General features: G+C 74.2%; 23 protein-coding genes. 12 read left to right on the top strand and 11 right to left on the bottom strand.

Translation table 11 applies throughout. The features are described from left to right. Positions 1–91: 91 nt before the first annotated feature. Positions 92–904: a MerR family transcriptional regulator gene (locus ACIRRS_RS09610; protein WP_402967201.1), complete on the top strand. Its 813-nt coding sequence runs from the start codon at positions 92–94 to the stop codon at positions 902–904. Beyond that, a complete protein-coding gene (locus ACIRRS_RS09605; RefSeq protein WP_402967200.1) occupies positions 901–2,127 on the top strand; it encodes a nucleotide disphospho-sugar-binding domain-containing protein in 1,227 nt (408 codons plus the stop codon). Before ACIRRS_RS09610 ends, ACIRRS_RS09605 begins: the two co-directional genes overlap by 4 nt. Before the next feature lie 84 nt (positions 2,128–2,211). On the opposite strand, the gene ACIRRS_RS09600 is transcribed toward ACIRRS_RS09605, so the two are convergent. Beyond that, a complete protein-coding gene (locus ACIRRS_RS09600) occupies positions 2,212–3,075 on the bottom strand; it encodes an ABC transporter permease subunit (protein WP_402967198.1) in 864 nt (287 codons plus the stop codon). Next, positions 3,072–3,974: an ATP-binding cassette domain-containing protein gene (locus ACIRRS_RS09595; RefSeq protein ID WP_402967196.1), complete on the bottom strand. Its 903-nt coding sequence runs from the start codon at positions 3,972–3,974 to the stop codon at positions 3,072–3,074. Before ACIRRS_RS09595 ends, ACIRRS_RS09600 begins: the two co-directional genes overlap by 4 nt. 164 nt (positions 3,975–4,138) lie before the next feature. Between ACIRRS_RS09595 and ACIRRS_RS09590 the strand changes: the two genes are divergently transcribed. Next, positions 4,139–5,335 carry a sensor histidine kinase gene (locus ACIRRS_RS09590; protein WP_402967194.1) on the top strand — a complete coding sequence of 399 codons (1,197 nt, stop codon included), beginning with the start codon at positions 4,139–4,141 and terminating at the stop codon, positions 5,333–5,335. Beyond that, complete coding sequence (locus tag ACIRRS_RS09585) at positions 5,332–6,006, top strand: response regulator (RefSeq protein WP_402967192.1); 675 nt, start codon at positions 5,332–5,334, stop codon at positions 6,004–6,006. Before ACIRRS_RS09590 ends, ACIRRS_RS09585 begins: the two co-directional genes overlap by 4 nt. Before the next feature lie 3 nt (positions 6,007–6,009). Here ACIRRS_RS09585 and ACIRRS_RS09580 read toward each other — a convergent pair whose 3' ends face one another. Next, positions 6,010–7,272, bottom strand: coding sequence for a haloacid dehalogenase-like hydrolase (locus tag ACIRRS_RS09580; RefSeq protein ID WP_402967190.1), 1,263 nt, complete (start codon positions 7,270–7,272; stop codon positions 6,010–6,012). A gap of 405 nt (positions 7,273–7,677) precedes the next feature. Between ACIRRS_RS09580 and ACIRRS_RS09575 the strand changes: the two genes are divergently transcribed. Further along, positions 7,678–9,795 (top strand): alkaline phosphatase family protein, encoded by a 2,118-nt coding sequence (locus ACIRRS_RS09575; protein ID WP_402967188.1) that lies wholly within the window; start codon positions 7,678–7,680, stop codon positions 9,793–9,795. A 141-nt stretch (positions 9,796–9,936) separates the two neighbouring features. Here ACIRRS_RS09575 and ACIRRS_RS09570 read toward each other — a convergent pair whose 3' ends face one another. From ACIRRS_RS09570 to ACIRRS_RS09555, 4 genes are all read right to left on the bottom strand, one after another. Continuing rightward, positions 9,937–10,344: a hypothetical protein gene (locus tag ACIRRS_RS09570; protein WP_402967186.1), complete on the bottom strand. Its 408-nt coding sequence runs from the start codon at positions 10,342–10,344 to the stop codon at positions 9,937–9,939. 252 nt (positions 10,345–10,596) lie between these two features. Then, complete coding sequence (locus tag ACIRRS_RS09565; protein WP_402967184.1) at positions 10,597–11,205, bottom strand: response regulator; 609 nt, start codon at positions 11,203–11,205, stop codon at positions 10,597–10,599. After that, the gene (locus ACIRRS_RS09560) at positions 11,202–12,359 is read right to left on the bottom strand and encodes a sensor histidine kinase (RefSeq protein ID WP_402967182.1); all 1,158 of its coding nucleotides are present in this window, start codon (positions 12,357–12,359) and stop codon (positions 11,202–11,204) included. Before ACIRRS_RS09560 ends, ACIRRS_RS09565 begins: the two co-directional genes overlap by 4 nt. 13 nt (positions 12,360–12,372) lie before the next feature. Beyond that, positions 12,373–12,816 carry a hypothetical protein gene (locus tag ACIRRS_RS09555; protein ID WP_402967180.1) on the bottom strand — a complete coding sequence of 148 codons (444 nt, stop codon included), beginning with the start codon at positions 12,814–12,816 and terminating at the stop codon, positions 12,373–12,375. Between the two features lie 475 nt (positions 12,817–13,291). Between ACIRRS_RS09555 and ACIRRS_RS09550 the strand changes: the two genes are divergently transcribed. The 5 genes from ACIRRS_RS09550 to ACIRRS_RS09530 all read left to right on the top strand — a co-directional run bounded on the left by ACIRRS_RS09550 (position 13,292) and on the right by ACIRRS_RS09530 (position 17,849). Next, entirely contained in the window at positions 13,292–14,914 is a 1,623-nt protein-coding gene (locus ACIRRS_RS09550; RefSeq protein WP_402967178.1) for a sensor histidine kinase, read from the top strand. Positions 14,915–14,931: 17 nt separating this feature from the next. Then, the gene (locus ACIRRS_RS09545; protein WP_402967176.1) at positions 14,932–15,318 is read left to right on the top strand and encodes a roadblock/LC7 domain-containing protein; all 387 of its coding nucleotides are present in this window, start codon (positions 14,932–14,934) and stop codon (positions 15,316–15,318) included. A gap of 82 nt (positions 15,319–15,400) precedes the next feature. Beyond that, a complete protein-coding gene (locus tag ACIRRS_RS09540; RefSeq protein WP_402967174.1) occupies positions 15,401–15,763 on the top strand; it encodes a DUF742 domain-containing protein in 363 nt (120 codons plus the stop codon). Continuing rightward, positions 15,744–16,367, top strand: coding sequence for a GTP-binding protein (locus ACIRRS_RS09535; RefSeq protein ID WP_402967172.1), 624 nt, complete (start codon positions 15,744–15,746; stop codon positions 16,365–16,367). Before ACIRRS_RS09540 ends, ACIRRS_RS09535 begins: the two co-directional genes overlap by 20 nt. 36 nt (positions 16,368–16,403) lie before the next feature. Further along, on the top strand, positions 16,404–17,849 hold the full coding sequence (locus tag ACIRRS_RS09530) for a cytochrome P450 (protein WP_402967170.1): 1,446 nt from the start codon (positions 16,404–16,406) through the stop codon (positions 17,847–17,849). A 60-nt stretch (positions 17,850–17,909) separates the two neighbouring features. On the opposite strand, the gene ACIRRS_RS09525 is transcribed toward ACIRRS_RS09530, so the two are convergent. Continuing rightward, a complete protein-coding gene (locus tag ACIRRS_RS09525; protein ID WP_402967168.1) occupies positions 17,910–18,755 on the bottom strand; it encodes an SAM-dependent methyltransferase in 846 nt (281 codons plus the stop codon). 65 nt (positions 18,756–18,820) lie between these two features. Beyond that, positions 18,821–20,164, bottom strand: coding sequence for an MFS transporter (locus tag ACIRRS_RS09520; protein WP_402967166.1), 1,344 nt, complete (start codon positions 20,162–20,164; stop codon positions 18,821–18,823). A gap of 120 nt (positions 20,165–20,284) precedes the next feature. Between ACIRRS_RS09520 and ACIRRS_RS09515 the strand changes: the two genes are divergently transcribed. Continuing rightward, a complete protein-coding gene (locus ACIRRS_RS09515) occupies positions 20,285–22,864 on the top strand; it encodes an SCO7613 C-terminal domain-containing membrane protein (RefSeq protein ID WP_402967164.1) in 2,580 nt (859 codons plus the stop codon). 61 nt (positions 22,865–22,925) lie between these two features. On the opposite strand, the gene ACIRRS_RS09510 is transcribed toward ACIRRS_RS09515, so the two are convergent. After that, positions 22,926–23,318 carry a ribonuclease domain-containing protein gene (locus tag ACIRRS_RS09510; protein ID WP_402967162.1) on the bottom strand — a complete coding sequence of 131 codons (393 nt, stop codon included), beginning with the start codon at positions 23,316–23,318 and terminating at the stop codon, positions 22,926–22,928. A gap of 240 nt (positions 23,319–23,558) precedes the next feature. On the opposite strand from ACIRRS_RS09510, the gene ACIRRS_RS09505 reads away from it, so the two are divergent. Next, positions 23,559–24,209 carry a dihydrofolate reductase family protein gene (locus ACIRRS_RS09505; RefSeq protein ID WP_402967160.1) on the top strand — a complete coding sequence of 217 codons (651 nt, stop codon included), beginning with the start codon at positions 23,559–23,561 and terminating at the stop codon, positions 24,207–24,209. 82 nt (positions 24,210–24,291) lie between these two features. Here the strand turns inward: ACIRRS_RS09505 and ACIRRS_RS09500 are convergent, their stop codons facing one another. Then, positions 24,292–25,170: a geranyl diphosphate 2-C-methyltransferase gene (locus tag ACIRRS_RS09500; RefSeq protein WP_402967158.1), complete on the bottom strand. Its 879-nt coding sequence runs from the start codon at positions 25,168–25,170 to the stop codon at positions 24,292–24,294. Between the last annotated feature and the right edge of the window lie 49 nt (positions 25,171–25,219).

Raw genomic sequence — 25,219 nt, 5'->3', positions numbered from 1 at the left:
GGTGATCGTCCACGGAGGCCTCTTGACCCTTACCCCACGTCAGGCTTCAGCGTGGGGCGCAGCGGAACGGCACGAACACCGAGGGGGACATGTGAGCTGGTCGGTCGGGCAGGTCTCGGGCTTCGCCGGGGTCACGGTGCGGACCCTTCACCACTACGACCGGTCCGGGCTGCTGTCGCCCAGCGAACGCAGCCCGGCCGGCTACCGGCTCTACGGCTCCGCCGACCTCGCCCGGCTCCAGCAGATCCTCTTCTACCGGGAACTCGGCTTCCCGCTCGAGGAGATCGCCACCATCCTGGCGGATCCGCAGGCCAACGCGCTCGACCACCTGCGCGCCCGTCGCCAGGCGCTCACCGAGCAGATCACGCGGCTGCAGAAGCTCGTCGACGTCGCCGAGCGGGCGATCGAGGTCCGCAACCTCGGGGTCGACCTGACTCCGGAGGAGCGCTTCGAGGTCTTCGGTGACGTGGTCTTCGACCTCAGCTACGCCACCGACGCCCACCTCAAGTGGGGTGACCGCGAGGGGCACCAGGAGTCCATGGCCCGCGCCGCCGCCCACTCGAAGGAGGACTGGCGGCAGTTGATGGCCGAGGCCGGTGCGTGGAGGGTCAGGCTGCTCGCCGCCTTCGACGAGGGGCGGCCCTCGCACGACGAGCGGGTGCTCGACCTCGCCGAGGAGCACCGGCAGCACATCACCCGCTGGTTCACGCCGTGTCCGCCCGAGATGCACTGCCGGATCGCCGACGACTACGAGGCGGACGCCCGCGCGTTCGCCCTGGTCGTCCCGCCGGCCGAGCAGCGCCCCGGCCTGGCCGCGTACCTCCGTGCGGCCATCGGCGCCAACGCCGAGCGCCGGGCCGGGGCGGACGTGAACGACGCGAACGACGCGAAGGAAGCCCAGTGAAGATCCTCATCATGGCAGCCGGTTCACACGGTGACGTCGCCCCCTACACCGGCCTCGGCGCCCACCTGCGCGCGGCGGGACACGCGGTCGCGCTCGCCGCGCCCGAGGCCTTCGGCGGCCTCGTGGCGGCCGGCGGCCTCGAGTTCCGGCCGCTCTCCGCCGACCCGCGCGGCGGGACGGGCGGGCTGACGGGCGGGGCGACGGGCGGGGGGTCCCTGCTGGGGAAGGCCGCCGCGTTCATCGACCGGCTCGGTGACGGGCTCGCCGACGCCGCCGCACCCGGCGCGGACCTGCTCCTGCTCTCGACCACCACCGCCCCGCTCGGCTGGCACCTCGCCGAGGCGATGAACGTGCCGAGCCTCGGCGTGTACCTGCAACCCACCCTGCCGACCGGTGAGTTCCCGCCGGTGGTCGGCGGCACCCGCTCGTTCGGCCGCTGGGGCAACCGGGCCGCCGGCGCGATCGGCCAGCGCGTCGTCGACCGCCTCCACGCCGACGCGGCCCGCCGGCTGCGCACCCGACTCGGGCTGCCCCCGCTCCCCCAGAGCGCTCAGCGGCGGGCCCGGGAACGCGGGAACTGGCGCGTCCTGCACGGCTTCAGTCCGGTCCTCGTGCCGAGGCCCGCGGACTGGCGCAGCGGGTTGGAGGTCGTCGGCACCTGGTGGCCGCACGTGGCACCGGACTACCAACTGCCCGGCGAGGTCGAGGACTTCCTGCGGGCCGGGCCGGCACCGGTGTTCATCGGCTTCGGCAGCACGGCGGGCGGGGAGGGCGAACGCCTGGGCGCGCTGGCGGCGGAGGCTCTGCGGCGTGCGGGCGTGCGGGGTGTGGTGCAGGCGGGCTGGGCGGGGCTCGCCGTGGACGGGGACGACGTCCTGACCGTCGGCGAGATCCCGCACGCCCACCTGTTCCCGCGCATGGCCGCCGTCGCCCACCACGCCGGGGCCGGCACCTCCGCCGCCGCGCTGCGCGCCGGCGTCCCGAGCATCCCGATCCCGGTGACGGCCGACCAGCCCTTCTGGGCCGCCCGCCTGGCCCGTCTCGGCGCGGCGACCGACCCCGTCCCGTACGGGGAACTGACGGCGGAGCGCCTGACCGAATCGATCCGCCGGGCCGTGGAGGAGCGCACCTTCCGGGCACGGGCGGAGACGGCGGCGGGCGAGCTGGCGCGGGAGGACGGCGCCGCGCGCGTGGCGGAGGCGGTGGGGCTCAGCTGGGCCTGAGCGGCTGTCGCATCCATCGCTCGCTCGTCGCCGAAACGATCGTCGTGAGGACGATCGCTCCGGCGACGACCGTTCCCGCCCCGGTCAGGCGTCCCGGCGCCGCAGGCTCACGGCGGCGAGGGCGAGCGCGACGGCGAGGTAGCCCGCCAGGGTGAGGAAGCAGGCGGTCGGGGCGAGGCGTTCGGCGCCGCCCGCCCCCGTCACCGTGGTGCCCAGGCCTTCGAACACGCCCTGGAGCCCGTACCGGGAGGCCTCGTCCCCGAAAGGCTCCAGCAGCATCGGCGAGAGGAAGAACAGGCCGAACAGCAGGGCCAGCGCGCCCGCCGTGTGCCGCAGGACGAAGCCCAGGGCGAGCCCGATCAGCGCGAAGGCGGCGAGGAAGAACCCGCAGCCGATCACGGCCCGGGCCACGCCCGGGGCCCCGAAGGAGACGGCGAGGTGCTTGCCGTCGATCGCCCGCATCCCCAGCAGGAAGGTGAGCACGGCGAGGACCTGCCCGAACAGGCCGGCCGCCGCCACGACCACCAGGGCCTTGGCGAGCAGCAGCCGCCCCCGGCGGGGCACGGCGGCCAGGGTGGAGCGGATCTGCCCCGTCCCGTACTCGCTGGAGGCGGCCAGGGTGCCGAGCGTGCCCATCGCCAGGACGGCGATGTAGAACCCGCCGGAGAAGCCGTAGCGGACGGGGTCGAAACGGGCCCGCTCGGCGGCCGTCCAGGTGTCCCAGTGGTCGGCGGCGCTGCCGTAGTCGATCAGGCCGATGAACAGGGCGGCGGCGAGGGCGACGGCGGCGGAGAGCGGGGTGGCGCGCACGCTGCGCAGCTTGATCCACTCGCCCGCGACGGCGCCCGCGAGGCCCGCGCCGCGAGCGTTCGGCTCCCGAGCGTTCGTCTCCTGAGCGTTCGTTCGCCCGACGATCGTTCCCGGCTCGTTCGCATCCACGGTGCTCATGCGGCCCGCTCCCCCACTCCGGTCTCGACGGCCTCCAGGAAGGCCTCCTCCAACGACGACTGCCGCGCGGTCAGTTCGTACACCCCGATGCCGTGCGCGGCGGCCAGCTCCCCGATCGCGGCGGGCTCGCGGCCGGTGACGGCCAGCGCCCCGCCCTCCCCCACGGCGACCTGTGCCCCGGCCTCCCGCAGCAGCCGCGCCAGTTCGGACGGCCGGGCGCAGCGCACCAGCACGTCCGTGCGGGCGTGCCGGGCGAGGAACTCCCCGGTGGTGCAGTCCGCGACCAGCCGCCCCCGCCCGATGACCACCAGGCGGTCGGCGGTGACGGCCATCTCGCCGAGCAGGTGCGAGGAGAGCAGGACGGTGCGTCCCTCGGCGGCGAGGTCGCGCATGAGGGTGCGCATCCACAGCACGCCCTCCGGGTCGAGCCCGTTGACCGGCTCGTCGAGCATCAGCACGGGCGGGTCCCCGAGCAGGGCGGCGGCCAGCCCCAGGCGCTGCTTCATGCCGAGCGAGTAGGCCCCGGCCCGGCGGCGCCCCGCCGCCTCCAGCCCGGTGAGCGCCAGCACCTCCCGCACCCGGCGGGCCCCGAGGCCGTGGGTCGCGGCGAGGGCGAGGAGGTGGTGGCGGCCGGAGCGGGCGGGGTGGACGGCGCCCGCGTCGAGCAGCGCGCCGACCTCGCACAGCGGCCGCCGCAGCGCCGCGTACGCGCGGCCGTTGATGGTGGCGTGCCCGCCGGTGGGGGCGTCCAGCCCGAGGACCATCCGCAGGGTGGTGGACTTGCCGGAGCCGTTGGGCCCGAGGAAGCCGGTGACCTGCCCGGGCCTGGCGGTGAAGGTGAGCCCGGCCACGGCGAGGGTGCCGCCGTAGCGTTTGGTGAGGTCGCGTGCCTCGATCATCGTGGTGCCTTTCCTTGTGACGTGCCTCCACGCTCCCGTCCGTACCGGGGCCCCGGCGTCGGGCCGTGGGCAGAACACCGGCTTGAGGAGAGCTGTGCTCTCCACCCGTGGTCATAGGCCTGCGGGGCGATGCCGGGGCCCCGGGCCGGGGCTAGCCTGGGGCGATGATCGCTGCCCCGCTCCCGCCGGTTGCCAGGAGGCTGCGCCCGGGTCACTGGCTGGCGCTGGACGCGGTGGTGTCGCTGGCCCTGACCGTGGTCACCTGGCTGCGGGTGCTGGAGGCGGGCCGGGTCTTCGATCCGCACCACCGGGGCTACGCCCGCCCGGCCGCAGCCGAGCTGGCCGTGGTGCTGGCCTGCGTGCTGGTCGTGGGGGCGGCCGCCGCACTGCGGCGCCTCGCGCCGGTGGCCGCGTCCGTGGTGGTGTTCGCGGCCTGGGCGGTGGTCGTGGCGGTGGCCGGCCGGCTGACGATCGCCAACCTGGCCGGGTTCCAGATCGCGGTGGCCGCCGGGATGCTGGTCTACCTGACGGCCGCGCTCCGGCCCCCGCGCACCTCGGCGGCGGTGCTGGCGCTGGGCCTGGCGGGTGCGGGCCTGAGCGTCCTCGGCTCGCGGGAGCTGTGGAACAACCTGGTGGTCGTGGCCCTGGAGCTGCTGGTGTGCTGGGCGCTGGGCCGCGCGGTGGCCCGCTACCGTGCGTACGGGGTGGAGCTGCGCCGGTACCAGGTGGAGCTGGCCCGGGCGGAGCTGACGGAGGAGCGGATGCGTCTGGCCCGGGAGCTGCACGACGTGATCGCGCACAGCATGAGCGTCGTCAACGTCCAGGCGGGCTACGGCCGCTTCGTGATCGGGCGGGACGGTGCGAAGGCCGAGCAGGCGCTGGAGGCGATCGAGGCGGTGAGCCGGGACGCGATGGTGGAGCTGCGCGGCCTGCTGACGGTGCTGCGCGGCTCGGTCGTCGAGGAGCTGGCGCCCGCGCCCCGGCTGGCGGACCTGGAGCGGCTGGTGGCGAGCAGCGCCGAGGCCGGGGTGCGGGTGGAGCTGCGGGTGGGCGGCCGGGTGCGGCCGCTGTCGGAGGGTGTGGAGCTGTCGGCGTTCCGGATCGTCCAGGAGGCGTTGACGAACGTGGTGCGGCACGCGCACACCGACGCGGCGCGGGTCGCGGTGGCGTACGAGGAGGAGCGGCTGGTGCTGGAGGTGACGGACGGCGGCCGGGGCGGCCCGGTGGGCGTCGGCGGGCACGGCCTGGCGGGGATGGCCGAGCGCGTCGGCCTGTACCGGGGGCGGCTGGAGGCGGGCCCGCTGCCGGGCGGCGGCTTCCGGGTGCGGGCGGTGCTGCCGGTGGCGGGGGCGGGGGCATGACGGGCGCGCCGCCGATCCGGGTGGTGGTCGCGGACGACCAGGCGCTGGTCCGGGCCGGGCTGGTCGGGATCGTGGCGGCCGGCGGGGGCTTCGAGGTGGTCGGCGAGGCTGCGGACGGCGCGCAGGCCGTACGTCTCGCCCGCACCGCGCACCCGGACGTGGTGCTGATGGACATCCGGATGCCGGGCACGGACGGCCTGGCGGCGACGCGCCGGGTGACGGCCGAGAGCGCGGCCCGGGTGCTGATCCTGACCACCTTCGACCTGGACGAGTACATCTACGGCGCCCTGCGCGCCGGGGCCTCCGGCTTCCTCCTGAAGTCGACCCGCCCCGAGGACCTGCTCACCGCGATCCGCGTGGTGGCCGCCGGGGAGGCCCTGCTCGCCCCGAGCGTGACACGCCGCCTGATCCGCGAGTTCGCGGCCCGCCCGGCCGAAGCGGCCGCCGCGAGGCCGAGTGAGGCCGAGCGGGTGCAACGCACCGTCACCGAGCGGGAGTTGGAAGTCCTGACGCTGATCGGCCTCGGCCTGACCAACGCCGAGATCGCCGCCCGTCTGGGCGTGAGCACCGGCACGGTCAAGACCCACGTGGGCCACCTGCTCGCCAAACTCACCGCCCGCGACCGGGTCCAACTGGTCATCACCGCCTACCGCGCGGGCCTGGTGGAGTAGGGATCAGTACACCGTGTCGGCCTGGTCCGGGACCACCGCCCCCCGGTCGTCGAGGACGGGGCCGGCGGAGCCGTCCGGGCGGGCGAAGGCAGTGGTCGAGCAGGGGTAGCGCGTGGCCCTGGCGGGCAGCGGCCCGATGAACCTCGGGTTCACCAGCCACCGGCCGTCCTCGTCGTCGTAGGCGCGGCACATCAGCTCCTCCGCGTTCCGGTTGACGACCAGGCGGAGCCCGGTGGCGTCACCGACGAACGTGACGTCGGTGGTGGCGTCCCCCGCCGCGAAGGCCTGTCGCACTGCGGCGGGCGCCTGCTCGAAGGCCGCGCCGCCGGGGATGCCGAGGATCTCCTGGTTGATGAAGCAGCGCTTGCCCTCGATGTAGGTGATGACGGTGTCCTCGCCCGAACCACCGCAGTCGGCCAGGTGGGGCGTCAGCTTCCCGGCGACGACCCGGTTGCGGATGCCGATCACCCGCGCCGCGGGGATGCCCAGCGCCTCGGCCCAGACCCGGGCCACCGGCTCCGCCGAGGCCGAGACCACCCGGACGTCGAAGCCGGCGCGCTCCAACGTGCGGGTCAGATCGGCCATCTGCTCGTAGTAGCGCACCCAGGCGGTCAGATTCTGCCGGGTGCCTACGGTCTGGGTGGCCCCCTGCGGCGCCGCCAGGCTCTCGGCCCTGGCCCGACGGGCGAAGTCCAGCACCTCGTCAGGGGTCCAGCCGGCCAGCAGCTGGGCGGCCCAGGCCAGGGAGGGCTCGATCCGCCGGTGGTCGTAGTTGCCGAAGGCCGGCTCGTGCCGTGTGGTGGCGGAGTCCAGGTAGACCGCGAGGATCTCGTCCGCGCACCGCGAGTCGCTGTCCGTCGGCAGGGGCTCCCCGGCGGCCGCCGCATCCGCACACGCGGAGTTCAGCGCGTCGGCCGCGGCGGGGGTGAGGTACCGACTGGTGGTCGACCAGTCCTTCCGCTCGGGCTGGCGCACTGTGCCGTTCCGCAGCATCCAGAGCACCGTGGCATCACCCGTGTCGTTCCTGACCATGGTGTTGTCCCAGTCGAACAGCGCCAGCGGATGCCCGCCCGGGTGGGTGCACGTTCCGTGGGCGTCGATGAACTCCTGCAGCCGGGCACGGTTGTCCCCGTACCAGGCCGGGCCGGCGTCCAGGGCCGGACAGTCCGCCGCGGCCACGCGCGGAGCGGCCCGAACGCCGGGCGCCGGCGCCGGTACGGCCAGAGCGGCGGCGGTCACGGCGACCACCCAGAACGGAACTCTCATGCGCCACCTCGGAGGACACGGCCGGATCGGCCGCCGACGGATTCCGCACCCTGGGTACCCGGCCGCCGCTGCCGCCTTGCAGGAGCGGCCGGGGGCGCACTCGAATGGGTCCGTGGCCCGCGTTCGGCGGCCACCAGGGATCGATCGTAGACAGAGTGTCGCTGTCCAAGACGCTCGGTGACCGCGTGTCAGACTCGGGCGGACGGTTCCCACCGAACCGCGGCGGGTTCGCGCTGTGCGGCCGCCCGAGCTGGTCGCCGTCGACCCTCACCCTTTCTCCCGTTCGGGCTCCCCCGCCTCCGAAGGAGATCTGCCCATGACCCAATTCACGTTCACCACACGCAGGTTGGTCGCCCACACCGACCCGGCGCCCGAGCCGCAGGCCATTCGCAACTGGGAGGACAGATGAGCAGCGACACCCCGAAGGCTGCGCCCGCCCTGCCGGCGTCGCTGCTGGAGGCCATGAACCGCAAGCCTCGTCCGGGTGGCTTGAAGGCCATTCGTCACGTCGTCTTCCTGATGCAGGAGAACCGCTCCTTCGACCACTACTTCGGCAGCAACTTCCGTGGGGTGCGCGGATTCGCGGACCGCAACCTCGTCAAGCTCGCCGGGCCGGGCGACTACACCGTCCTCCAGCAGCCCGACCAGGACCACCCGGGCATCTTCTTCCCGCCCTACCGGCTCAGGCCGGAGGAAGGCACGGCCGGGCCGAAGTCGCACGACTGGGGCTCCGGCCACGAGGCGTGGCACAACGGCCACCACGACCGCTGGTACCACGCCAAGTGGTCGAGGTGCATGGGCTACTTCGACCAGGAGGAGGTTGTGGGGACGTACCGCACCCTGGCCGATTGCTTCACGGTCTGCGACGCCTACCACTCCTCGGTGATGGGCGAGACCACCTCGAACCGCAACTACCTCTTCACTGGGTACGGCGGCTACGAGCCCGACGGGAAGCGGGTGACCGGCTCTGCGGCGCACGACCGCGAGGATTCCACGAGCTCGGCGTTCTCGCCGGCGGGCTACGACTGGAAGAGCTACCCCGAGATCCTGGAGGGCCAGAAGGACCCCTTCGGCGCCGACGGGATCAGCTGGCGGGTCTACCAGGGCTGGAACAACTTCTACGACAACAACCTGGAGTTCCACGCCGAGTTCAAGCGCATCTTCCAGGCCGTGCTGGACAAGGCCAGGGCGGACAACCCCCACCTGAACCTCCACTACCAGAGCCTGTTCGAGTTCTACGACCGTCCCCGCAAGGGGAAGGCCGACTGGCCGGCGGTGACGCAGGCGGAGGTGGAGGCGCTCGCCAAGGCAGCCGCCGCGGTGCTCTCCCCGGCCGACCAGATCCTCTACGACCGCGGGCTCTTCCGCTACCCGTCCGAACCGGACCAGACCAAGAACCCCAACGGCTACACCGACTTCGTGTACGCGTTCTGGAAGGACGTCAACAACGGAACCGTCCCACGGGTGTCGTACCTCGTTCCCTCGGACACGGACTCGGAGCACCCGGGGGATTCCGGCCCCACGGACGGCGAGGGGATCGTCCGCCAGGTCCTGGAGGTCATCTCCTCCAACTCGGAGATGTGGGACTCCACCGTGCTGTTCATCAGCTACGACGAGAACGACGGGTTCTTCGACCACGTTCCACCACCCGTACCCCCGCAGACGGTTGAGAACAAGAAGGACGAGTACGTCGGCGACCAGCCCATCGGCCTGGGCATCCGCGTCCCGATGATCACCGTCTCACCGTGGACCGTGGGCGGATTCGTCAACTCGCAGGTCTTCGACCACACGTCACAGGTCCGCTTCCTGGAGAAGTGGCTGGGCGTGAAGCAGGATCTGATCAGCCCGTGGCGGCGCACCGTGGCCGGCGACCTGACCTCGGTGTTCGACTTCGACCGCACCGGCGACGAGCCGCAGCAGGCGCTCGTACCGGACCGCAGGCCGGCGCGGCCGCTGCCCTACCAGGCGGACGCCCACGGCGTCCTCAGCCACGACACCGGCACGTTCCTCCTGCGGATGGCCAACACCGGTACCGCGTCCGCGCACCTGACCCTCTACTCCTACCACCCGTGCGCCACGTCCGACGAGTGCGACGCCCCTCAGCACTTCGACGTCCTCGGAACCGCCGTGCCATCTGCCAAGGTTCCGGTGAAGGACGGCACGTACGACCTCGTCGTCACCGGGCCCAACGGGTTCCGCCGCGAGTTCGGCGGGGACGCCAAGGGCGCCGCCGCCGAGCTCGACGTGACGTCCGTCGTCAGCCCAGCCCCGAAGCGCACCGTGACCGTCACGATCACCTCGCCCAACTCCCAGTCCCAGGCCGTCACTTTGACGCCGCGGTACTACAGCAGCGCGAAGGCCCTGGGAGGGGACGTCGTCGCGGGTACGCCCCTCGTCCTCACCTGGGACGCCGAGGACGCCAAGGGCTGGTACGACCTGGACCTCTCCGTCACCGGAGACAAGTCATTCCGCCGCCGTCTGATGGGCCACGTCGAGAACGGCCGCCCGAGCATCAGCGGCTGAGCAGCGGAAACGGGCGGGGGGGGGGGGGGGCGCCCCCCCCGGGCCCCCCCCCCCCCCGGGGGGGGGGGGGGCGCGGGGGCGGGGGGGGCCCCCCCCGCCCCCGCGGCCCCCCCCCCCCCACCGCTGGGAACCGCTACCGCATCAGCCGAGCTTGTAACAGAGGTAGATGTACTTCCCCTTCGCGCCCTTGTTGAGGTCCAGGTCGTAGCGCTTGAAGCCCGCCGGAGGGTTCGCGTTCGGGTCGGAGGAGCTGATCACGCAGAGGTCCGTGATGGGCGTCGCGCCGCCCTTCGCGAAGCAGAGGTACAGGTAGTCGCCGCCGGCCCCCTTGTTGAGGTCCACGTCGATCTTCGTGTAGCCGGAGGGGGCCTCGCCCTGGCCGTCGAGGACGTAGAGGTCGGTGACGGCGCCCGAGCTGCCGTCCGTCTCCCAGGTCAGGTAGAGGTAGTCGCCGCCGGCGCCCTCGTTGAGGTCGTGGTTGTCCTTGTGCCAACCCGACGGCGGGGGCTGGTCCTTGCCGTCGAGGATGTCGATGTTCGTCACTGCCATGGAGTGCCTCCTCGGATGTGCGCCGGCCTCGGCTCCAGGGCGAGTGACGCCTGGTCGGTCGGCCGACGAGCTACGGGAAGCGGGCCGAACGCCCGCTGCCGCGGCCAACAGTAGGCATGACGGGCAAGTCTCGTGCGCATACGGACTTGAGGATCGACCGCATCCACCCAGACGGGTGACGCCGAGCCTCCTCCCACCCCGCCTTCCGTCCGAACTCTCCTCGGCGCAGCGGAATCCCCCGCCGGGCGTCCCTCAGAGCCAGCCGCGTTCCTCGGCCAGGCGGAGGGCCTCGGTGCGGTTGCGGGTGCCGGTCTTGGCGATGGCGGCGGAGAAGTAGTTGCGGACGGTGCCCTCGGAGAGGTACAGCTTCGCGGCGATCTCGGCGACGCCGGCGCCGGAGCGGGAGGAGTTGAGGACGTCGCGTTCGCGGGCGGTGAGGGGGGAGGCTCCGGCGGCGAGGGTGGCGGCGGCGAGGTCGGGGTCGACGACGCGTTCGCCGGCGGCGACGCGGCGGATGGCCTCGGCCAGGACCTCGGCGGGGGCGTCCTTCACGACGAAGCCGACGGCGCCCGCCTCCATGGCCCGGCGCAGGTAGCCGACGCGGCCGAAGGTGGTGAGGATGACGACCCGGCAGCCGGGTGCCTGCTGGGCGAGGACGGCGGCTGCCGCGAGGCCGTCCAGTCCGGGCATCTCGATGTCCAGCAGGGCGACGTCCGGGCGGTGCTCGCGGGCGGCCTCGGCGACCTGGTCGCCGCGCCCGACGGCCGCGACCACCTCGAAGTCCTCCTCCAGGTCGAGCAGGGTGCGCAGCGCGGTGCGCACCAACTCCTGGTCCTCGGCGAGCAGCAGGCGGATCGTCACGTGGTGCCTTCCTCGTAGGCGCGTGCGTCGGCGGATTCACGCGGGCGGCGGCCCGGCGCCGGGAGGGTGACGAGCAGGCGCCAGCCGTGCGGGGCGAGCGGCCCGGCCTCGACCGTACCGCCCGCGTCGGCGACGCGTTCGCGCAGGCCTCGCAGGCCCCCACCGTCCGTGCCGGTGGCGGCGCCCCGGCCGTCGTCGCGGATCTCCACGGAGTCGGCGGCGAGGGCGACGGTGCAGCGGGTGGCGCGGGAGTGCCGGACGACGTTGGTGATGCCCTCGCGCACGACCCAGCCGAGCAGTTCGCGCTGTTGGGGGGCGACGGCGTCGGTGGCGGTGGGCAGGTCGGCGACGATCCCGGCGGCGCGCAGCAGTTCGCGGGCGCGGGCGAGCTCCCCAGCGACGGTGACCTCGCGGTAGCCGGTGACGGCGGCGCGGACGTCGGCGAGGGCCTGGCGGGAGAGCGTCTCGACGGCGGCCATCTCGGCGACGGAGGCCGGCTGGTCCTTGGCGGCGAGGCGCTGGGCGAGGCGGGCCTTGACGGTGATCGCGGTGAGGGAGTGGCCGAGCAGGTCGTGCAGGTCGCGGGCGATCCGGTTGCGCTCGGCCTCGGAGGCGAGCCGCTCGACCTCGGCGCGGGCGGCGACCAGGGCGGCGTTGGTGGCGACGAGTTCGGCGAAGCCGCCGCAGGTCAGCGCGGTGAACAGCAGGGCGAGCGCCTGGAAGCCGGCGGGCCCGGTCTGCCAGGGCCGCACCGCCCAGGGCACCAGCAGGGCCGCGAGGGTGGCTCCGCCGATGACGAGGCCCACGTGCCGGGGCCGCAGGATGGCGACGAAGGACACCACCACGGCGGCGAGGTAGAAGGCGTTCTCGTGGGTGAAGGGCAGTGCGGCGAGGAAGAGCGCGGTCATGGCGGCGAGCGCTGCGGTGAGCCAGGCGCGCAGGCGCCGGCCGAGGGCGAGGGCCGCGAGGACCATGCAGACGACGAACGCGCCGATCACGGCGTATCCGGCGGCCGCCGCGCGGCCGTGGACGGTGGTCCCGACGGCCACGGCGGCGATCGCCGGGTAGACGAGCATCCCGGTGGCGAGCATCAGCCGCCCCGGCAGCCGGGGCCGCCTGCGGGCGGAGCCGGTCGTACGGTCGAACAGACTCAACCCGTCCCCCTCCTCAGTGCCCGGCGAACAGGGTACGCAGGTGGCGGCCGTTGATCACGACGGCCACCCCGAGCAGGGCGAGGCCGCACAGCACCTGCTCCGCCTTGAACCAGAGCGGGAACCCGCCGGGCAGGGCGACGATCACGACGATGGCGGCGAGCATGACGCCCGAGACGATCCGCAGCCGTATGAAGGCACTGCGGGAGCCTCGGGCGGCGCGGGCCCGGAACAGGAGGGTGAGCGCCGCGCCGACGGCGACGAGGGCGCCGCGCACCCAGACCGACGGGGTGACCAGGCCGGGGTGGTCGCGCAGGAGGGCGGCGACGGCGAGGGCGGCGAGGCTGAGGCCGAGGTAGGCGAGCAGGAGGCCCCGGACGGTGCGAAAGGCCCGACGGGTGTCCGGGTGGTCGAGGCCGGGAACGACGGTCCCGGTGCGGTGCGGTTCGGTGGTGGTCATGCATCCATGCTGGCCGCGCGGGGTGCGCCGGGGGCAGTGTGCCACCGCACCGGTGCGGCATGACAATTGTCAGCCCCTCCCCGCTCCCCCCGGCGCCCGCCCCTCACCCGTACGGGTGAGCGCACGCGCCCCACCCGTACCCCCGCGCACGCTCCGGCGCCGCGCCCGTAGCACGAACTCACTGGCATATGCCGGGAATTGCTCCGGAAACCCTTCTCACGAGCGAATCCGGCGCCAGTTCCCTGTGCGCGCGCGCCGGGGGGACAAGCCTTGGGGGCGGGGCATCGGACCGGCCTCCCGGAACTGGTGTGCGAGCAGCCCGACATGTCGGGCGAGTTGCCACAAGTCGGTTGTCGCGCAGTATTTTTGGGATTCGGTCAGGATTGTCCGGAACTTGGCTATGCTGCGGCCCACGCCTGCGGAGCCGGTCGACGCCCCGTCCCGTACCGCTCACGATCAGTTGAGGATTCCCCGCATGCATCGAGCTGGATCGTCATCCACCAGACGGCGCCCCGCGCCCCTGTTCGGCTGGCTGCTGCCCACCGCCGTCATGGCGGCGGCGGTGGGCGTCGCCGGAGCGCTGGTGGACGCCGGGGCCCGGGCCGCGGTGCTCTGGTGCGGGGCGACGGGCACCGTGCTGGTCGCCGTGGTGGCCGCCGAATCCGCCCGCCGGGGCACCGCGCTCGCCGCCCTGCGCGACCAACACACGCGCCAGCTGGACGAGTTGAGGCGCCAGGCCGCCGCCCAGGAGGCGGCCGTGGTGCGGATGTCCGAGAACGGCATGGCCCTGCTCGTGGCCGCGACCCGCAACGGCTCCCCGCACGACGAGCTGATGGGCCCGTACGAGAGCCCGTCCGACGCCTCCCCGGTGTTCCGCAAGGCCCTGCGCGCCGTCGCCAAGAGCGTCTGCATCGCCGTCGACGACGAGGTCAGCCGCCGCGACTCCGCCGAGCGCGCCTTCGTCAACATCACCCGGCGCATCCAGGCGATCATCCACCGCCAGGCCAAGGACCTGCGCGAGATGGAGGACCGGCACGGCAACGACCCGGCCGTCTTCGACGACCTGCTGCGCCTGGACCACGGCAACGCGCTCACCGGCCGCCTCGCCGACTCCATCGCCGTCCTCTCCGGCGCCCGGCCCGGCCGCCAGTGGACCAGGCCCATCGCGCTGTACAGCGTCCTGCGCGGCGGCATGTCCCGCATCCTGGAGTACCAGCGCGTCGACCTGCACCCCACCCCGGAGCTGTCCGTCAGCGGCCCGGCCGTCGAGCCGCTCATCCACGCCGTGGCCGAGCTCCTCGACAACGCGACCCGCTACTCCCCTCCGCAGACCCACGTGCACCTGAGCGCCTCCGAGGTGCAGAGCGGCATCGCCATCGAGGTCGAGGACGGCGGCCTCGGCCTGAGCGACGAGGCCCGAACCCGCGCCGAGCGGGCGATCCGCGAGGGCATGGTCTCCAAGGACTTCGACGACCTCACCGAGTCCCCCCGTTTGGGCTTCGCCATCCTCGGCCGGCTCTGCCGCGCCTACGGCTACCACCTGTCGCTGCGCCGCTCCGCGTACGGCGGCGTGCGCGCCGTGCTGATCGTGCCGCAGGCCATGTTCACCACCGCTCCCCCGACCGGCCGGGCGCACGGCATCGGCGCCGTCTCCGGCCCGCGCCCGCTCCCCCCGGAGCCGCCCCGCCACGCGGCCCCCGCCTGGGGCTCGCGCCCCTCGGCCGGCGTCGGCCCGTCCTACGGCGCGACCAGCCCGTGGGGCCCGCCCGCCGGAGCCGTCGCCGCGGCGGCCTCCGGCGGGGACGACGAGTACGTCGTCACCGAGCGCACCGCCAACGGCCTGCCGCAGCGCCGCCGCCACCGCGGGTCGGCCCTCGGCGGGTACGCCACCCCCGCGCGCGGCACCGCCCAGCCCGCCGGCCCGACCGCCGCGCCCGCCCCGGGCCCGGCCGCGCCGGCGCCCCGCCCCCAGAAGGAGCCCGGCCTGTGGCTGGAGGCGTTCATGGACGGCTACAAGGGCACCGGACCGTACGCCGGCCCGTCCGCCGGACCGTCCGGCCGGACCAGTGAAGAGACGGCAGGGAAAGGCGAGCAGTGATTCCTCACCGCAACAACATGGACTGGATCCTCAACGACCTCGCGCACAGCGTCCCGTACGTGCGGCACATCATCGTGCTGTCCTCGGACGGTCTGAGGATCGCCCAGTACGGCGCGGACCCGGACACCGCGGACCGGCTGGCCGCCGCCTGCGCCGGGCTGCAGAGCCTGGCCGCCGCCGTCGGGCAGCAGTTCCCGCACGGGAACGGCTCGATGCGGCTGGTGGTGATCGAGGTGGACGGCGGCTACTTCTACCTGATGTCGGCCGGCGACCGCGCGTACCTCGCGGTGCTGGCCGACGAGGGCGTGGACGCCGGGCTCGTCAGCCACCAGATGCGCGACCTCGTCGCCCGGATCGGCGAGCACCTGGCCGCCCCGCCGCGCAACCCCGAAGCGGTCGCGTGAACCGGGGCGGTCGCGAGGACCCGCACGACCACGGCCGCCCGGACCGGCGCGGCCGTGCGAACCAGCACAGTGAGGCGAGCACATGACGGCAGCGGACCAGGGCGGCTGGGACGGCCCCTCACCGGACCGCCTCTACGTGATCACGCGCGGCCGCAGCGGCCCGTCCGGGCCGGGCGTCTTCGACCTGGTCACCCTGATCGTCTCCCTCACGGAGCCGACCCCGGCCATGCAGCCCGAGCACGCGGCCATCCTGCGGCTGTGCCGCTCCCCGCTCTCGGTGGCGGAGGTCTCCGCCTACCTGGGGCTGCCCACCAGCGTGGTCACCGTCCTGATGGCCGACCTGCTCGACGACGGACGGATCGAGGCCCGATCCGCCGTCCCCCGGGCCGAACTCCCCGACATTGCCCTCCTGGAGGCGGTGATCCATGGACTACAGCGGCTCTGACACCGTGGCGGGCCCGGCCCGGGAGGACCTGCTGCCGGACTCGATGACCATGGCCGTCAAGGTGGTGATCGTCGGCGGCTTCGGCGTCGGCAAGACCACCCTCGTCGGCTCCGTCAGCGAGATCCGCCCGCTGACCACCGAGGAGACGATGACCCAGGCCGGCATCGGGGTCGACGACCCGACCGGCGTCGAGCAGAAGACCGCCACCACCGTGGCCATGGACTTCGGCCGGATCAGCATCGACGACCGCCTGGTGCTGTACGTCTTCGGCACCCCCGGACAGGAGCGCTTCTGGTTCCTGTGGAACGGCCTCTTCGAGGGCGCCCTCGGCGCGGTGGTGCTCGTCGACACCCGCCGGCTGGAGGTCAGCTTCGAGGTGATCGGACGGCTGGAGGACCGCGGCGTGCCGTTCGTCGTCGCCGTCAACGGCTTCCCCGAGGCGCCCGCCTTCGCCGTCGACGAGCTGCGCCAGGCCCTGGACCTCCCGCCCGAGGTGCCGATCGTCGACTGCGACGCGCGCAGCCGCGAGTCCAGCCGGGACACCCTGATGACCCTGATGCGCTACCTGTACGACCTCGCCGTACCGGCCCCGCGCCACGCCTGACCCCCATACACCCCCCGGCAATCCCCCGGAGACCTTGTGACCACCCCCTACCACGACGACCCGGCCCTCACCCCGCCCCCGGGCTGCCCCGCCCACGGGCGCCCGGCCGTCGACCCGATCGGCCCCGGCGGCCTGCGCCGCCTGTACGGGCCGGACGCCGAGACCGACCCGGCGAGCCTGTACGAGAAGCTGCGCGCCGAGTACGGCGACGTCGCCCCCGTACTGCTGCACGGCGACCACCGGGCCTGGCTGATCCTCGGCCACGCCGCCAACATCACCGCGATGCGCACCCCCTCGCTGTTCTCCCGCGACTCCCGGCGCTGGACGGCGTTCCGCACCAACGAGGTCCCGGTGGACTCCCCGCTGATGCCGGTCGTCGCCTGGCAGCCGATCTGCGTGTTCGCGGACGGCGAGGAGCACCGCCGGCTGCGCGACGCCCTGCTGGACGGCCTCAACGGCTTCGACCGGCGCGGCATCCGCCGCCACGTGCGCCGCTACACCACCGAACTCGTGCAGGAGGTCTGCCGGACGGGCCGGGCCGAGCTGATCACCCAGTTCGCCGAGCACCTGCCGATGCTGGTGCTCGCCCGGCTGATCGGCATGCCCGTCGACGACGGGCCCCGGCTCGTCAACGCCGCACGGGACCTGATGAAGGGCACCGAGACGGCGGTGGCCAGCAACGAGTACGTCGTCGCCGCGCTGCGCCGCACCATCGCCCTCAAGCGCACCGACCCCGGCGACGACCTCACCAGCCGCCTGCTGGCCCACCCGGCCGAGCTGACCGAGAACGAGGTGCTGGAGCACCTGCGGGTGGTGCTGCTCGCCGCCAACGAGACCACCATCAACCTGATCGCCGACTCGCTGAAGATGGTCCTCACCGACCCGCGCTTCCGCGCCCACCTGTCGGGCGGTCAGATGACCCTCGGCGAGGCGCTCGACCAGGTGCTGTGGGACTCCCCGCCGATGTCCCTGGTCGCCGGCCGCTGGGCGACGGCCGACACCGAGCTGGGCGGGCAGCAGATCCGCGAGGGCGACCTGCTGCTGCTGGGCCTCGCCGCCGGGAACGTCGACCCGGTGGTGCGCCCCGACCTCGCCGCCCCGCTGTACGGCAACCGCTCGCACCTGTCCTTCGGCGCCGGGCCGCACGAGTGCCCGGGGCAGGACGTCGGGCGGCACGTGGCCGAGGCCGGGATCGACATCCTCCTGACCCTGCTGCCGGACCTGCGCCTGGCCGGGCGGGAGGAGGACCTGGTCTGGACCTCGGCCTGGATCTCGCGCCACCTCACCGCGCTGCCGGCCGAGTTCACCCCCTGCGAGGTGGAGGACGACCCGGACACCGTGGCCGAGGCCGCCGTCCGCTCCACCCCGGCACCCGTGGAGGAGCCGGCCCCCGTGGAGCCCGAGCCGCAGCCGGTGGCGTTCGTGCCGGCACCTCGGCGCAGCTGGTGGGACGCCCTCACCGACTTCCTGCGCGGGCGCTGAGCCGCGAGCGGGTCGCGGGCGGAAGGGGTGCGGGCCACAGGGGCCCCGCCCCTTCCGCGTTCACGGCTTGCGGCCGATGGCGCCGTAGGCCGGGGTCTCCTCGCGGGGGGCGGGGGTGTCGCCGAGTTCCGGGTGCCAGCGGTTGATCAGGACCACGCCGGGGTCGTCGAGTTCGAGGCCTTCGAAGAACCGGCTGAACTCGGCCCGGGTGCGGGCGTGGACCTCGACGCCGGCCTCGGCGTAGCGGCGGGAGCCCTGCTTGATGCGCTCGGTGGCGGCGTCGGTGGTGCCGGCGGTGAGGGCGAGGAAGCTGCCGGAGGGCAGGGCGGCGACGAGCTCGCGGACGGGCGGGTGCGCGGCCTCGTCGGAGAGGAAGTGGACGATGTTGATCAGCGTCAGCGCGACGGGCTGCCGGAGGTCGAGGGTGGCGGCGACGGCCGGGTCCCCGAGGAACTTGCCCGGGTCGCGCAGGTCGCCCTCGACGTAGGCGGTGCGGCCCTCGGGGGTGCTGGTGAGCAGCGCGCGCGAGTGGGCGAGGACGATCGGGTCGTTGTCGACGTAGACCACCCGGCCCGCGGGGTCGACGCGTTGGACGACCTCGTGCAGGTTGGGCGTGGTCGGGATGCCGGTGCCCACGTCGAGGAACTGGCGCACGCCGTGCGTCTCGGCGAGGCGGCGGACCATGCGGTGCATCACCGCGCGGGCGGAGGCGGCGGCCTCCCGGGCGCCGGGCCAGTCGGCGAGGACGCGGTCGCCCACCTCCCGGTCGGCGGGGAAGTTCGTCTTCCCGCCGAGGAGGTAGTCGTATATCCGGGCGGGGTGGGCCCGGTCGGTGTGCAGATCCGTCTGCGGCGGCAGTTCGAACCCGGCTTCGGTCAGCCAGGTGTCCGGTGTGCGCTCGGTCATGGAAGCCCTCCCCGTCGGCTTGTCCAGACCACTGAACCACAGGGGGTGAGCGTCCGTCAGGCGGTTCAGGCTGTCCGCTGGAGGCGACGGCCGTCCGTCTCCCGCAGGGCCGTGACGAAGGAGGGCACCCGCATCGCGGTGAGGAGGCCGAGGAGCGGGCCCGCGGTGCAGAGCGTCACGTAGAAGGGGATCAGGCCGAGCCCGTGGTGGTGGCCGAGCCATTCGGCGAGTAGCGGGAAGGTGCCGCCGAAGGCGGCGATGGTGGCGGCGTTGACCACGCCGAGGCCGACGGCCCGCACCTCGGTCGGGAAGAGCAGGCCGGTGAAGACGTTGAGGGTGCCGAGGACGGTGGCGACGAGCACGCCGAGGGCGACGGCCACGAGCTGGAACGGCAGCCAGCCGTGGCGCAGCGCGGCCAGCAGCACGGGGACGAGCGGGATCGGCAGGGCGAAGCCGGCCCGGGCGACGGGCATCAGGCCGAAGCGGTCGGCGGCGGCGCCGGTCAGCAGCATGGCGACGAGGACCACCGCGAGGACGACGGTCATGAAGGAGGCGGCCTCCTCCTTGCCGATGACGCCGTAGGCGGCGGCGTACTGCGGCAGGTAGACCAGGGCGAAGTAGTAGCCGACCGTGCCGCCGAGGGTGTTGAGGAAGACGGTCAGGGCCGCCCAGCGGTGGGTGCGCAGCATCCGCAGGAAGGGCGGGCGGTCGCCGCCGTGCGAGGCGCGGGCGCGGTGGAACTCCTCGCTCTCGGGGGCGGTGCGGCGCACCCAGACGGCGGCGAGGCCGAGCAGTGCGGCGACGAGGAAGCCCCAGCGCCAACCGCCGTTCTCCAGACCGGACTTGCCGATGAGGTGGATGAGCAGGGTGAGCACGCCGAAGGAGAGCAGCGAGCCGATGATCACCCCGCCGTAGGAGAGCGCGCTGAACGCGAAGCGGTGCCGGGGCGGCGCGGTCTCGGTGACGTACGCGGCGACGCTGGGCGCCTCCCCGCCGAAGGCGAGGCCCTGGACGAGCCGGGCGGCGACGGCGAGCACGGCCGCCCAGACGCCGATGGTCGAGCGGCCGGGCAGGGCGGCCAGGCCCAGGCTGGCGGCGGCGATGACGACCATGCCGAGGGTGAGCGCGAAGCGCCGTCCCCGGGTGTCGCTGAGCCGGCCGATCAGGTAGGAGCCGATCGGCCGGGCGACGAACCCGACGGCGAAGGTCGCATAGGCGGCGAGCAGGCCGCTGACGCCGCTCCTGCCGTGGCCGAAGAGGTCGGCGGCGAAGTAGGTCGCGAGGACGGCGTAGACGTTCCAGTCGAAGGACTCGACCACCGAGCCGACGGTCGCCGCGGCCAACTCCCGCCGCCGGCCGGTGCTCTGGCGCGCGGCGGGCGGGGCCGTGGCGGCGATGGGATCTGTCATGGACTCAGCATGGCACCGGGGTGGGCGGGGCGGAACGCTCGCGGAGCCGGGTGTACGGGTGTTCGGATCTGAGTACGGCTACTCATGTGCGGGCCGGGCCGCTCCCGCCAGACTCCGGGTATGACCAGCAGCGTTCCGTACCCGTCCGACCCACCGCTCGACGCCCACCGGTGCCCCGACTGCGGCGCCGGGCTGCCTCCGGGCGGCGCGGCGCGCTGCCCGGCCTGCGGGCTGCCGCTGACCGGACCCCTGGCGGCGCGGCTGTGGCAGGTCGTGACGGGGCTCCACGCGGTGGAGGTGCAGCGGGCTTCGCTGCTGCGGGCGCGGGGCGAACTGCTGGTCCAGCTGCGGGCGTTGCGCGGGGTGCCGGACGCACCCCTGGGAGGCCCCGCCGTGGCGGCGAGGGCGGGCGAGGTGTCCGGGCGTTCGGCGCAGACCGCGCTGCTGGTGCTCGGCGGCGTGCTGGTGAGCATCGCGGCGCTGGTGTTCACGGTGGTCAGCTGGGGCCGGATGGGCGTCGGCGGCCGGGCCGCCGTGCTGTTCTGCCTCACCGCCGCCGCGCTGGCCGCCCCGCTGGTGCTGCGGTGGCGCAGGCTGTTCGCGACGGCCGAGACCTTCGCCGGGATCGGCGTCGCGCTGCTCCTGCTGGACGGGTTCAGCCTCCAGTACCTCGGGGTCGGCGGGTTCGGAGCGGTCGGAGGGTCCGACGGGGTCGCCTACTGGGCGGGCGTGACGGCCGTGGTGTCGGTCGTCTCGACGCTGTACGGCTGGGTGCTGCGCATCGGCGTGCCGGTGTTCGCGGGCTACCTGCTCGGCCGGCTGCCCCTCCTGCTGGCCGCCCACGCCGCCGGGTACGGCTCCCTGACGGGCTCCGCCGCCGCGATGGCCGCGACGGCGGCCGTGGACTTCGGGCTGCTGCGCCTGGCCACCGGGCGCCTGGCGCGGCCTGACCGGCCGCTGCCGCAGGGCGTGGTGAACCTCTACGGGGCGGTCACCCTCGCCTGGGCGGGGCTGGCGGGCGCGCTCGCGCTGCGGGTCTCGCTGGCCGCCGGTCTCGGCCTGGCGCCGGTCGGCGGCGAGGGCCCGGTGCGGGCCTCGCTGGGGGCCTGGCTGCCGCTGGTGCCGCTGGCGCTGCTCGCCCTGGCCGTCTCCCTCCCGAAGGGCTTCCCGGGCCTCGGCCCGGCGGGCCGTCGCACGGCCGCCCAGGCGGCGGGCGCGGCGGCCGTGGTGGCCGGGGGCGGCACGCTGGCGGCGCTGCTGCCGCGCGGCTGGGGCGCGGTGGGCTTCGCCGTCCCGGCGGCGCTGCTGGCGGTGGCGGGCGCGGCGCGGCTGCGACGGGGCCGGTTCGACGGACGGGTGGTGCCGGTCGGGCTGCTGACGGTGGCGGGCGGGGTGCTGTTCCTCACCTCGGCGGCCGCGCTGGCGCAGCTGCTCCCCGGGGTGGTCGAGCCCGTGACGCACTGGCGGGCCGCCTGGGAGGGCACCCGGGCGGTGCCGTGGAGCCGGTCGGTTCCGGGCGCGGCGCTCACCGCGCTGGGGCTGCCGGTGGCCGCCGCCGTGGCGCTGCGCCTGCTCGGGCTGCGGGGGTCCGCGACGGCCTCGGCGGAGGCGGGGCTGTGGGCGGGAGCCGCCTTCGTGCTCGCCCTGCTGCCGGTGGCGCTGGGGCTGCCGCACCCGGTGGTGGTCGGGTTCGCCACCGGGCTGGCGCTGGTGGGCGGCTGGTTCCTGGCGGCGCGGCCTCCGCTGGCGGCCGGGGTGCTCGTGGCGGGTGTCCTCGCCCTGGTGTGGGCGCTGGCCGACCGGTCGTGCACCGTGGTCGTCCTGGCCCTGGGGGCGGCGCTCGCCGTGGCGCTGACCGTCCGGGGGCGCCCGGCGCCGGCCGTGACCGCCGCGCTGGCGGTGGCCCTGCTGGGCGGGGAGGCGGCGGCCGTCGCCGTGACGGCGGGGCTCCAGCGGCCGGACCACCTGCTGGCGGTGCTCGGCGTCGCGCTGGCCACCGCGCCGGCGGCGGCCCTGCTCGCGGCCCGTACGGACGCGGCCGTGGCGCGGGCGGTGGAGTTCACGGGCTACGGCCTGGCGGCGCTCGCCCTGCTGCTGAGCGCGGACGTGCCCGGGCGGCTCTCCTTCGAACTGGCCGTGACGGGGGCCGCCGCGCTCGGCGTCGGCCTGCGGGAGGAGCGGCGGCGCAGCGCCCCGGCCGTCGGGGTCGGCCTGCTGGTCGCGGCCTCCTGGATCTGGCTGGCGCTGCTGGACGTGCGCGCGCCCGAGGCGTACAGCCTGAGCCCGGCGGCGGCCGCGCTGGTCTTCGGGCACCTGCGGCGGGAGGTGTTCCGGCAGGAGGGTCTCGGCTCCTGGGGCGCGTACGGGCCGGGGCTCGCGGCGGGGCTGCTGCCGAGCCTGTGGGCGCTCTTCCCGGACGGGTACTGGCTGCGGCCGCTGCTCCTGGGGGCGGCGGCGCTGGTGGTGACGGTGCTGGGCGTTCGGCTGCGGCTGCAGTGCCCGCTGCTGCTGGGCGGCGGGGTGCTGGTGCTGGTCGCCGGGCACGAGCTGGCCCCGACGGTGGTGCAGGTGCTCGGCCTGCTGCCGCGCTGGGTGCCGTTGGCCGCGGCGGGGGCGCTGCTGCTGGCGCTCGGCGCCACGTACGAGCAGCGGCTGCGGGACGCGCGGCGGCTGCACGGGGCGCTGCGCCGACTGGGCTGAGGCGCGGGAACGGAAGGGGGCTCCGGCGATCGCGCTGCCGGAGCCCGCTTCGATGCGCGTGTCAGCAGCCGAAGTTGATGGTGCGGAACGTCGCGTAGTGGTCGCTGGTGTAGTAGTCCTCGTGGTAGCGCTGGCCGGTGATGATGCGGCGGGCGCCGCGGGTCGGGGCGCCGGGGGTGACCACGGTGTACTCGTGGTAGTAGCCGGAGGACTTGACGGGCAGGACGTTGCCCTTGTTCTGGAAGACGATGCCGTCGTGCGGGTACGGGAACGGCCCGTTCGAGGCGATCAGGTTGAGGGTGGTGTGGGCCTGCGCCGGAAGCGCGGAGAGGCACACCGAGCCGCTGACCGCGGCCTGGGCCTCGGTGGCGACGGCGACGGGCGCCAGGGTGACCAGGGCGAGGGCGGCGGTGACGGCGGCAGCGCGGGTCTTCGCGCGTAGAGTGCGGGTCATGTCAAACAGGATGGCGACCGCCCGGGCACTCCGGAAGCCCCCGGAGCGACTCTTCATCTCCGGTCAACTCGACGGACGCGCCCAGGACTTGCCCCGGCCCCGCGTCGGCCGTCCCGGACCTGTGCGCCACGCCCGGCGATGACGGACCGTCACGACTGTCACACCCTGCCGCTAGCGTGTGCTCCCGTACCGGCGGTGCCCCCGCGCCGCCCGCCGCACACCGAGCAGAGGAGGCAGCCCATGTCCCTGGTCCGGGTCCACAACTTCTCGATCTCCCTCGACGGCTACGGCACCGGCGAGGGCCAGAGCCTGGACGCGCCCTTCGGCCACGCCGGCACCCGCCTGACGGAGTGGTTCTTCGAGACCCGCGCCTTCCACCGGATGACCGGCCGGGAGGGCGGCACCACCGGCGTGGACGACGCGATGGCCTCCGCCTGGGGCCCCGGCATCGGCGCCGAGATCATGGGCCGCAACAAGTTCGGCCCCCAGCGCGGCCCCTGGGAGGACGAGAGCTGGCGCGGCTGGTGGGGCGAGGAACCGCCCTTCCGCACGCCCACGTTCGTGCTCACCCACCATCCGCGCCCCTCCGTGGAGATGGAGGGTGGCACGGTCTTCCACTTCCTCGACGCCACGCCCGAGGAGGCGCTGCGCCGGGCCAGGGAGGCCGCCGGCGGGCTGGACGTGCGGATCGGCGGCGGGCCGAGCACCGTCCGGGCGTTCCTGGAGGCCGATCTGATCGACCACCTGCACGTCGTCCTGGTGCCGATCGTGCTCGGCCGGGGCGTCCAGCTCTGGCCGGGCCTCGAAGGCCTCCAGGAGCGCTTCGACACCGAGGCGGTGAGCAGCCCCGGCGGGGTCGTCCACCTCACCTTCACCCGGCCCCGGGCGTAGGCCCTCTCGCGGCCGGGAACGCGCACGGGCGGCCTCCCCTCCCCGCAGTACGCGAGGGGAGGCCGCCCGTGCGGCGCGTGGATCAGACGCGGTCGGCGGCGATCAGCACGTACTGGAACGAGCCGTCCTTGTAGGACTCGATGAACGCCTCCTCGATGCCGGTGACCAGCGAGGTGGTGTTGCGCAGCTCCCAGTAGGGCAGGGTGTCCGGGGTCAGGTCGATGACGGCCTGGGGCACCAGGCGGTTGTCGGCCATGGCCCGCAGGTACTCGCGGCGGGAGTGGATGTTGCACTCGAAGTGCGCGTTGATCTGCGAGACCCACTTCGACGGCTGGCCGTACTTCGGGTTCCAGCAGCCGGTGATGGTCACGTAGCGGCCGCCGACGGCGAGCACGCGGGAGTGCTCGGCGAACAGGTCGTGCAGGTCGACGTACATGCTGGACTCGTTGTTCCAGGAGCCCGCGATGCTGCCGTTCTCGATCGGCATGTCCAGCATGTTGGCGACGCGGGAGCGCACGGAGTCGCCGATGCCCAGTTCGCGGGCACGGTTGTTGCCGAAGTCGGCCTGCTGCACGGAGAGGGTCAGGCCCTCGACCTTGGCGCCGAAGCGCTGGTGGGCCATGACCATCGAGCCGCCGCGGCCGCAGCCGGCGTCGAGCAGGGTGTGGTCGGCGCGGATGTCGCCGAGGTGGTCGAGCAGGACGTCGGCCTGGGCGGACTCCAGGCGGTGCAGCTCGGTGATGACCTTCTTCTCGCGCTCGCTGTCGGCCGGGTCGCCGATCGCGGCCTCGTCGATGGCGCCGATCCCGTAGTGGTGGTGGTACAGGCCGTCGACGTCGCCGAGGCGCAGGTTCACGGGGCGCGCCTCGTTGTTCCAGTAGCGCGCGATGTCGCCCTGGTAGGGAGTCGCCGGGCCGGGGATCGCGGCGTCGTTGGCGGTGAGGTCGTCGGTCAGGGACATGCGGGTCAACTCCATGATTCTCATCGGTTGTTACGGTCGGTACGGGACA

Source organism: Kitasatospora sp. NPDC101183 (genome assembly GCF_044767945.1).
GTDB lineage: Bacteria > Actinomycetota > Actinomycetes > Streptomycetales > Streptomycetaceae > Kitasatospora.
This window is presented reverse-complemented; position numbering and strand designations above follow the sequence as displayed.